Below are 8,065 nucleotides of genomic sequence, written 5' to 3' on the forward strand. Positions count from 1 at the left end.
CTTGTCCTGATTTTTGTTAATCCACTATATTTGCTTGCGGCAAGATGAAAACGGTGCGGGATGTTTTGGGAAACCAATGCCGTCTGAAGGGCTTTCAGACGGCATTTTTTGCGCCGTGCTGTTTAACGCGCCAGCGGTTCGGTGCGTTTGATCAGCCACGCTTTTGCCGCGCCTTCGGTCAGCGGCTCGAGGCGGCGGCGGACTTCGGCGTGGTAGCGGTTGACCCAGTCGATTTCGCCGTCGGTCATGAGGGCGGTGTCCATCAGGCGGGTGTCGATGGGGCAGAGGGTCAGGGTTTCAAAACAGAGGAAGCTGCCGAATTCGGTTTCTTGAGGGGCGGCGACGGCTTGGTTGGCGGCAAGGTTTTCAATGCGGATGCCCCATTTTCCCGGGCGGTAGAGTCCGGGTTCGATGGAGGTAACCATGCCTTTTTTCATGGCGGTTTCGGGCGTGGCGGGGGCGGCGAAGGCGATGCGCTGCGGGCCTTCGTGGACGTTGAGGAAATAGCCTACGCCGTGTCCGGTGCCGTGGCCGTAGTCGCATTGCGCCTGCCACAGGGGTTTGCGGCAAATCGCATCAATCAGCGGCGAGGGGATGTTTTCTGGGAACACGGCTTCGGCAAGCGCGATATGGGCTTTGAGAACGAGGGTGTTGTCGCGTTTTTGTTCGGCGGTGGGTGTGCCGACAGGGACGACGCGGGTGATGTCGGTCGTGCCGCCTTTGTATTGCGCGCCGGAGTCGATGAGCAAAAGCCCGTTGCCGCTGATGGTGCTGTGGCTTTCGGGCGTTGCGCTGTAATGCGGCAGTGCGCCGTTGGCGTTGAAGCCTGCGATGGTGTCGAAACTCAATGAAATGAAGCCTGGGCGCACGCTGCGGTGGCGATAAAGCATGGTGTCCACGTCGATTTCGGTCAGGCTGCCGCCGTTGCCGATGATGTCTTCAAACTCGGCGAAGAAACCGCACAACGCCGCGCCGTCGTGTTCCATCGCTTCGCGGATGCGGGCGATGTCGGCTTCGGATTTGCAGGATTTGAACAGCGTGGACGGGTTGGTGCCTTCAATCAGGCGCACGCTTTCGGGCAGGCGCACAAGGGTGCTGACGGCGGTTTTATTCGGCTCGATGAGCAGCGCGCCGCCGATTTGAGCGAGTTTGCCGGCAACTTGGGCGTAAGGCTCGACCGTGATGCCTGCGGTTTGCAGCGCGGCGGCGGCTTCGGCGTTCAGACGGCATCGGTCGGTAAACAGGACGGCGTTGTCTTTGCCAATCAGCAGGAAGGACACGAAAACGGGATTGAAAGGCACGTCGCTGCCGCGCAGGTTGGTCAGCCAGGCGATGTCGTCAAGCGAGGAAACCAAGTGGTAATCCGCGCCTTTTTCCGCCATCACGGCGCGCACGCGGGCGAGTTTTTCGGCGGCGGTTTCAGAAACATAGTCGGGGTCGTGGATGAACACCGTTTCGGCGGGGAGGGCGGGGCGGTTTGTCCACACTTGATTCAGTAAATTATCCGGGTGTTCGATGCGGATGTTTTTGGCGGCGAGTGATTGCGCCAAAGTGCGTTTGCCGGTGAGCGAGACCATATCGGAAGGGATGCCGACGGCGGCGTTTTCGGGCAGGCTTGCCGCGAGCCATTCGTTGTACGGCGGCACTTGCCCGCTTTTTTGCAGCACAATGCCGCTGCCCGCAAGCTGTTTGGCGGCTTGTTCCCAATAGCGGCTGTCCACCCACACGCCCGCTTCATCGGCGGTAACGACGAATGTGCCGACCGAGCCGGTAAAGCCCGACAATTCGCGGCGCGCCTGCCAATGCTCGGGCAGGTATTCGGACAGGTGGGGGTCGGCGGAAGGGATGACGAGTGCATCCAAGCCTTGCGCCTTCATGGCTTCGCGCAATGCGGACAGGTAATTCGATACGGTATTCATAACAGTTCCTCCAATCGGGTTTTGCGGCTTCAGATGGCATGGACGGAAATCTGAAATGCCGTCTGAAAAACATAACCATCTTATCAAATCGCCAGCCTGCTGCAAAACAGACGGGCTGATCGGATGGTGCGTGTTTGCGCGAAAAAAGCGATGTAAGGTTGTTTGTTGTAAAATTTTAGGCATAAAATATCGTTTTATTCCTTTTTTTGGAAGTAATATGGAAAATATAGTCAAGTTTGAGCATGAAGTTCTAATAGTGTGTGTTGGCAGGTATTTGGATTACGTTACAATACGTGCTTTCATCAAAATTTCCCTACCGGGCGGTATCCTGTTTTTGAAGACGGTAGGATTTGGGTTTGTTTGGGGGCAATCCCGCCCAAATTGGAGCAATAGATAGGGCTGTGTCCGAATATGCGGCTCTGTGTGTTGAAACACAGTTAAAAATACGGAAGACTTTATGTCCGAACAACATATTTCGACTTGGAAAAGTAAAATCAACGCATTGGGTCCCGGGATCATGATGGCTTCGGCGGCGGTCGGCGGTTCGCACCTGATTGCCTCGACGCAGGCGGGCGCGCTTTACGGCTGGCAGATCGCGCTCATCATCATCCTGACCAACCTCTTCAAATACCCGTTTTTCCGCTTCAGCGCGCATTACACGCTGGACACGGGCAAGAGCCTGATTGAAGGTTATGCCGAGAAAAGCCGCGTTTATTTGTGGGTATTCCTGATTTTGTGCATCCTCTCCGCCACGATTAACGCGGGCGCGGTCGCCATTGTAACCGCCGCCATCGTCAAAATGGCGATTCCCTCGCTGATGTTTGATGTCGGCACGGTTGCCGCCTTGATTATGGCATCCTGCCTGATTATTTTGGTGAGCGGACGTTACCGCGCTTTGGATCGCGTTTCCAAAATCATCATCGTTACTTTGAGTATCGCCACGCTTGCCGCCGCCGGCATCGCTATGTCGCGCGGTATGCAGATGCAGCCCGATTTTATCGAGCCGACACCGTGGACGCTTGCCGGTTTGGGCTTCCTGATCGCGCTGATGGGCTGGATGCCCGCGCCGATTGAAATTTCCGCCATCAATTCTTTGTGGGTAACCGAAAAACAACGCATCAATCCTTCCGAATACCGCGACGGGATTTTTGATTTCAACGTCGGTTATATCGCCAGTGCGGTTTTGGCTTTGGTTTTCCTTGCACTGGGTGCGTTTGTGCAATACGGCAACGGCGAAGCAGTGCAGATGGCGGGCGGCAAATATATCGGGCAATTGATCAATATGTACGCCGTTACCATCGGCGGCTGGTCGCGCCCGCTGGTGGCGTTTATCGCGTTTGCCTGTATGTACGGCACGACGATTACCGTTGTGGACGGCTATGCCCGTGCCATTGCCGAACCCGTGCGCCTGCTGCGCGGAAAAGACAAAACGGGCAACGCCGAATTCTTTGCCTGGAATATTTGGGTGGCGGGCAGCGGTTTGGCGGTGATTTTTTGGTTTGACGGCGTAATGGCGAATCTGCTCAAATTTGCGATGATTGCTGCTTTTGTGTCCGCCCCTGTGTTTGCCTGGCTGAATTACCGTTTGGTCAAAGGTGATGAAAAACACAAACTCACATCAGGTATGAATGCCCTTGCATTGGCAGGCTTGATTTATCTGACCGGTTTTACCGTTTTGTTCTTATTGAATTTGGCGGGAATGTTCAAATGATAACGATGCCGTCTGAAACCGCAAACCGCTTTCAGACGGCATTGCCGCGTTTATGGAAAAAAACACCGACATCGCGTAAAATATGCGCAAATTTTGTGATTCGGTCAGGTCGTCTGAAACAGATTGCGCCTGATTTATTTTTTCGGAAAACCCTATGAGCGAACAAAACCATCCGCAAACCGAGCCGCAGTTGGACGAAAACCAAATCATCGCCCTGCGCCGCGAAAAACTGCACAACATCCGCCAACAGCGCAACGCCTATCCCAACGACTTCAAACGCGACAGCTTCGCCGCCGATTTGCACGCCCAATACGGCGAAATCGGCAAAGAAGAACTCGATCCGCAAGGCATTCCCGTCAAAGTGGCCGGCCGCATGATGCTCAAACGGCAAATGGGCAAGGCGAGTTTTGCCACCATTCAAGACGTGTCCGGGCAAATCCAGCTTTATCTGAACAACAAAGGCGTGAGCCAAGAAGTTTTGGACGACTTCAACCATTGGGATTTGGGCGACATCGTCGGCGCGGAAGGCACTTTGTTCAAAACCAACCACGGCGAACTGACCGTACGCGTGTCCGGCATCCGCCTGCTGTCCAAATCCCTGCGTCCGCTGCCCGACAAACATAAAGGTTTGAGCGATCAGGAAACCAAATACCGCCAACGCTATGTTGATTTGATTGTCAATGAAGAATCGCGCAATACCTTTATCAAACGCAGCCAAATCATCCAATCCGTGCGTAATTTTATGGTGGGCGAGCATTATCTCGAAGTCGAAACCCCGATGATGCACCCGATTCCCGGCGGCGCGACGGCAAAACCCTTCGTTACCCATCACAATGCCTTAGATATTCCGCTTTACCTGCGTATCGCGCCTGAGCTGTATTTGAAACGCCTGGTTGTCGGCGGCTTGGAACGCGTGTTTGAAATCAACCGCAGCTTCCGCAACGAAGGTATGTCTGTGCGCCACAATCCCGAATTCACCATGATTGAATTCTACGAAGCCTTCTCCGACTACGAACGCATGATGCAGATGGCGGAAGACATCATCAGAAACGCATCGCGCACAGTAAACGGTACGGCAAACATCACTTACAACGGCAAAGAAGTCGATTTGGAAAGCCCGTTTGAGCGTCTGACCATCCTCGAAGCCATCAAAAAATACAATCCGCACTACACCGACGAGCAGTTGAACGATGCGGAATGGCTGAAAAAAGAAATCGTCAAACACGGCGAAAGCCTGCCGCCGTCCCTGGTCATCGGCAGCCTGCAACTCGCGCTGTTTGAAGGTTGCGCCGAGGGCAAGCTGTGGAACCCGACCTTCATCGTCGATTACCCGGTCGAAGTTTCACCGTTGGCGCGCGCTTCGGATACCAAACAAGGTCTGACCGAACGTTTCGAATTGTTCGTTGTCGGCCGCGAACTGGCAAACGGCTATTCCGAGTTGAACGACCCCGAAGACCAAGCCGAACGCTTCAAAGCGCAAGTGGCGCAAAAAGACGCGGGCGACGACGAAGCGATGCACTACGATGCCGACTACATCCGCGCGATGGAGTTCGGTCTGCCGCCGACAGGCGGTTGCGGCATCGGTATCGACCGCTTAGTGATGCTGCTGACCGATTCGCAAACCATCCGCGATGTGATTCTGTTTCCGCAGATGCGTCCCGAGTAATCATAAAAACAGTTGAAATAGAAATGCCGTCTGAACCCGATTGGATTCAGACGGCATTTTGTATGGCAGGATTGATAGTGAATTAACAAAAATCAGGACAAGGCGGCGAGCCGCAAGACAGTACAAATAGTACGGAACCGATTCACTTGGTGCTTAGCACCTTTAGAGAATCGTTCTCTTCGAGCTAGGGCGAGGCAACGCCGTACCGGTTTAAATTTAATTCACTATATTCGGTTTCCAGCTGACCGACCCATTCTGACAAGGCAGTCAGGCGTTGTTCGGATTTCGCCACGAACGGGTTTTCGGTATCCCACGCGTAGCCTGCCAAAATCGAAGAAAGCATACGGCTGATTTCCGGGCTGCGGTCGGGCGCGTACACGACGTTTTGGAAGCGGAAATCGTACCAACCGTCCACACATCAGGGGTGGTAATCCGAATCAACACGCCTTCTCGCCTGTGCGGCGGACATAAACCGTTTTTTGACCTCCAGCACCACACCTAAAATCGTGCTGCCTTCGGGCAGGTCAAAGGCTTCAGACGGCCTGCCCGTCTGATAAATCAGCATCCTGCCCGCAATATCGATAACAAGGTGCGCGACGACCAGCCGCTTGTCGGACAGTTCAATCAGCACGATGTCCTCGTCCGCAGGGCGCATACGCGGCTCGACCACCAGCAAGTCTCCCTTTTCGATAACCGGCGACATGGACGTGTCGGGCATGGCAACGGCAAACGTGTACTGCGAGGGGGCGACCACCGAAGCAAACAGGTCGAAACTGCCCGTGAGTTTGCCTGTACGGGCGAAAGCCGCCGCCTGACGGTCTGACAACAAAGGACGGGGTGTGAGCCTCATCGACAGTGCTTTGCCATCGGCATCGCTGTGGTTGTGCGTATGCGTATGATGGTTGTTGATGGTCGTATCGCCTTGGACATCGTTAAGGACTATGCTGTTTGAACCTGCCACGGATTTGGTCATCTCATTGTAGGCTTGCGTCGTGATGCGCTCTTGCTTGGTCATACCTGTTACAGCCTGTTTCAGCATTTCTAACGCTATGTGATTCTTCCTAAGGGTCGCTATACCGGCTTTTGCAGCTTGCTCATTACCACAAGAGGGGCAACCCCAGCTACTTCCTATGAACATATTGGAGTACCTCGAACAGGTTTGGTTTCCATGTTTAGGGCAGTTGATTACACACGGCTTGGCTGTACCCTCAAACTCGACCAACTTAATGCCACGATGACCGAAACGTTCCTCAACCTCAGCAGCAGCTTCTTCAAATGTTTTTGACCTTCTTGCCATATTGACCTCCGGATTATTGATTATTTTGGCTATGCTTTAACGAGGGATTGGAATGAGGTAAAGCTGTTGCCCTCTCCCCGCAATAGTTCCATTAGGCGCGGATGAATGAATAGTTTGTCCCTGCCGATGGCGATTTCTTGCAGCACACCTATATCTGAAAGCTCTTTCAGGTACTTAGAGGCCGTCTGCCGTTTGGCTATCCCTGCCGCTTCCAGGTTGGCAATGCGTGTATATGGCTGCTCAAACAGAAGATTTACCAGTTCGTGCGTGTAGATTCCTTGTGCGTGTGTCCGTATGTGTTGCCGTGTCTGCTCGAACAGGCGGCGTATCGCATCTATTTTCGATACCGTCCAATCGGCGGTGTCGGCTACGCCGTCTAAGATGTAGATTATCCAGCTTTCCCAATCCTGCCGTTCGGTTACGCCTAACAGCAGGCGGTAATAGTCCGCCCTGTTTTCGATGATGTAGCGGCTCAAATACAAAATAGGCAAATCCAAAAGCCCTTTTTCAATCAATAGCAGGCTGTTCAATATGCGTCCCGTCCGCCCGTTGCCGTCCGTAAACGGGTGGATGGCTTCAAATTGGTAATGTGCCGCCGCCATGATGATAAGCGGGTCTAAATCGCCGCTTTCGTGAATAAACCGCTCCCAATTTTCCAGCTTGCCGCGTATGGTTTCTTCTCCTTCGGGCGGGGTATAGACAACATTTCCGCTGTTGCCTCCTTTTAGGGCTGTGCCGCCTGTTTTGCGGATGGCCATTTCGTAGGGGTGCTTGATGGCGTTGCAAACCATGATGGCGGTTTGTGTGCATAAAGGGCGGCTCGTCAGTGATTCATAGCCTGCAAACAGGGCGGTGCGGTATTGCAGGGCTTCTTTCGTGGCAGGGTCTTGCCGTTCCGTATCCATTTGCAGGGATTGAAACAGCTTGTCCGTGGTGGTTACGATGTTTTCAATTTCCGAACTTGCACGGGCTTCCATAACAGGAAGGGTGTTAATCAGCATGGCTTGATTCGGTATCAGTTCTGCCGCCTGCTTTAAACGGGCAAGGGATGCACGGGCGGCTATACAACGTTTCAGGATGGTTTTGCTTTCAATATCCTGTTTTGGCGGCAGGGGTGGTAAATCGTTATAGGGAATATTGGGTTTCCAGTTGCTCATATTTAAAATTTCGGAAAATTTAAAGATGTTTCCAGTATATGTTTACGCCGTGTATATATCAAGGATATATGTTTAAAAATTTGGCTTTTGTAAATATATGGGCGGTAAAACCGCATTATTTTATGCTGTTACCTATTTTACACCTTGTCTGCACACGATTTCCAAACAACCTAAAAAGAAACCTGCCGAAAGACAGGTTTAAAGAGGTCATTTTAAATGTGAACTAAAGCTTACACCCTCGTAGGGTATCGTGTATATCAGACGTACTTAATATACACTATTAGTGGATTAAATTTAAACCAGTACGGCGTTGCC

At 52.9% G+C, this 8,065-nt stretch carries 6 protein-coding genes and 1 pseudogene; 3 read left to right on the forward strand and 4 right to left on the reverse strand.

Going from position 1 to position 8,065, the window contains the following annotated elements; translation table 11 throughout:
- Positions 1 to 122 precede the first annotated feature (122 nt).
- Positions 123 to 1,919: an aminopeptidase P family protein gene (locus HMPREF2959_RS01295; RefSeq protein ID WP_070696263.1), complete on the reverse strand. Its 1,797-nt coding sequence runs from the start codon at positions 1,917 to 1,919 to the stop codon at positions 123 to 125.
- Positions 1,920 to 1,974: 55 nt separating this feature from the next.
- On the opposite strand from HMPREF2959_RS01295, the gene HMPREF2959_RS11760 reads away from it, so the two are divergent.
- The 3 genes from HMPREF2959_RS11760 to lysS all read left to right on the forward strand — a co-directional run bounded on the left by HMPREF2959_RS11760 (position 1,975) and on the right by lysS (position 5,296).
- Positions 1,975 to 2,316 (forward strand): hypothetical protein, encoded by a 342-nt coding sequence (locus tag HMPREF2959_RS11760; RefSeq protein WP_033911447.1) that lies wholly within the window; start codon positions 1,975 to 1,977, stop codon positions 2,314 to 2,316.
- 60 nt (positions 2,317 to 2,376) lie between these two features.
- Positions 2,377 to 3,630 carry an NRAMP family divalent metal transporter gene (locus tag HMPREF2959_RS01305; RefSeq protein WP_002223634.1) on the forward strand — a complete coding sequence of 418 codons (1,254 nt, stop codon included), beginning with the start codon at positions 2,377 to 2,379 and terminating at the stop codon, positions 3,628 to 3,630.
- A 154-nt stretch (positions 3,631 to 3,784) separates the two neighbouring features.
- Positions 3,785 to 5,296 carry a lysine--tRNA ligase gene (lysS, locus tag HMPREF2959_RS01310; RefSeq protein WP_070696266.1) on the forward strand — a complete coding sequence of 504 codons (1,512 nt, stop codon included), beginning with the start codon at positions 3,785 to 3,787 and terminating at the stop codon, positions 5,294 to 5,296.
- A gap of 184 nt (positions 5,297 to 5,480) precedes the next feature.
- Here lysS and HMPREF2959_RS12495 read toward each other — a convergent pair.
- The 3 genes and pseudogenes from HMPREF2959_RS12495 to fic all read right to left on the reverse strand — a co-directional run.
- Positions 5,481 to 5,711: pseudogene (locus HMPREF2959_RS12495) on the reverse strand (hypothetical protein); the annotation flags it as partial.
- 3 nt (positions 5,712 to 5,714) lie between these two features.
- Complete coding sequence (locus HMPREF2959_RS01320) at positions 5,715 to 6,593, reverse strand: DUF723 domain-containing protein (protein ID WP_002243644.1); 879 nt, start codon at positions 6,591 to 6,593, stop codon at positions 5,715 to 5,717.
- A 29-nt stretch (positions 6,594 to 6,622) separates the two neighbouring features.
- The gene (fic, locus tag HMPREF2959_RS01325; RefSeq protein ID WP_002243643.1) at positions 6,623 to 7,750 is read right to left on the reverse strand and encodes a protein adenylyltransferase Fic; all 1,128 of its coding nucleotides are present in this window, start codon (positions 7,748 to 7,750) and stop codon (positions 6,623 to 6,625) included.
- Positions 7,751 to 8,065 lie beyond the last annotated feature (315 nt).

Origin of the sequence: Neisseria sp. HMSC070F02, from assembly GCF_001814225.1 — a bacterium.
GTDB classification, from domain to species: Bacteria; Pseudomonadota; Gammaproteobacteria; order Burkholderiales; family Neisseriaceae; genus Neisseria; species Neisseria meningitidis.

Coding starts and splice junctions, on each gene's coding strand:
- HMPREF2959_RS11760 (WP_033911447.1), top strand. CDS start 1,975: ATGCCGTCTGAAAAACATAACCATCTTATCAAATCGCCAGCCTGCTGC.
- HMPREF2959_RS01305 (WP_002223634.1), top strand. CDS start 2,377: ATGTCCGAACAACATATTTCGACTTGGAAAAGTAAAATCAACGCATTG.
- fic (WP_002243643.1), bottom strand. CDS start 7,750: ATGAGCAACTGGAAACCCAATATTCCCTATAACGATTTACCACCCCTG.
- lysS (WP_070696266.1), top strand. CDS start 3,785: ATGAGCGAACAAAACCATCCGCAAACCGAGCCGCAGTTGGACGAAAAC.
- HMPREF2959_RS01320 (WP_002243644.1), bottom strand. CDS start 6,593: ATGGCAAGAAGGTCAAAAACATTTGAAGAAGCTGCTGCTGAGGTTGAG.
- HMPREF2959_RS01295 (WP_070696263.1), bottom strand. CDS start 1,919: ATGAATACCGTATCGAATTACCTGTCCGCATTGCGCGAAGCCATGAAG.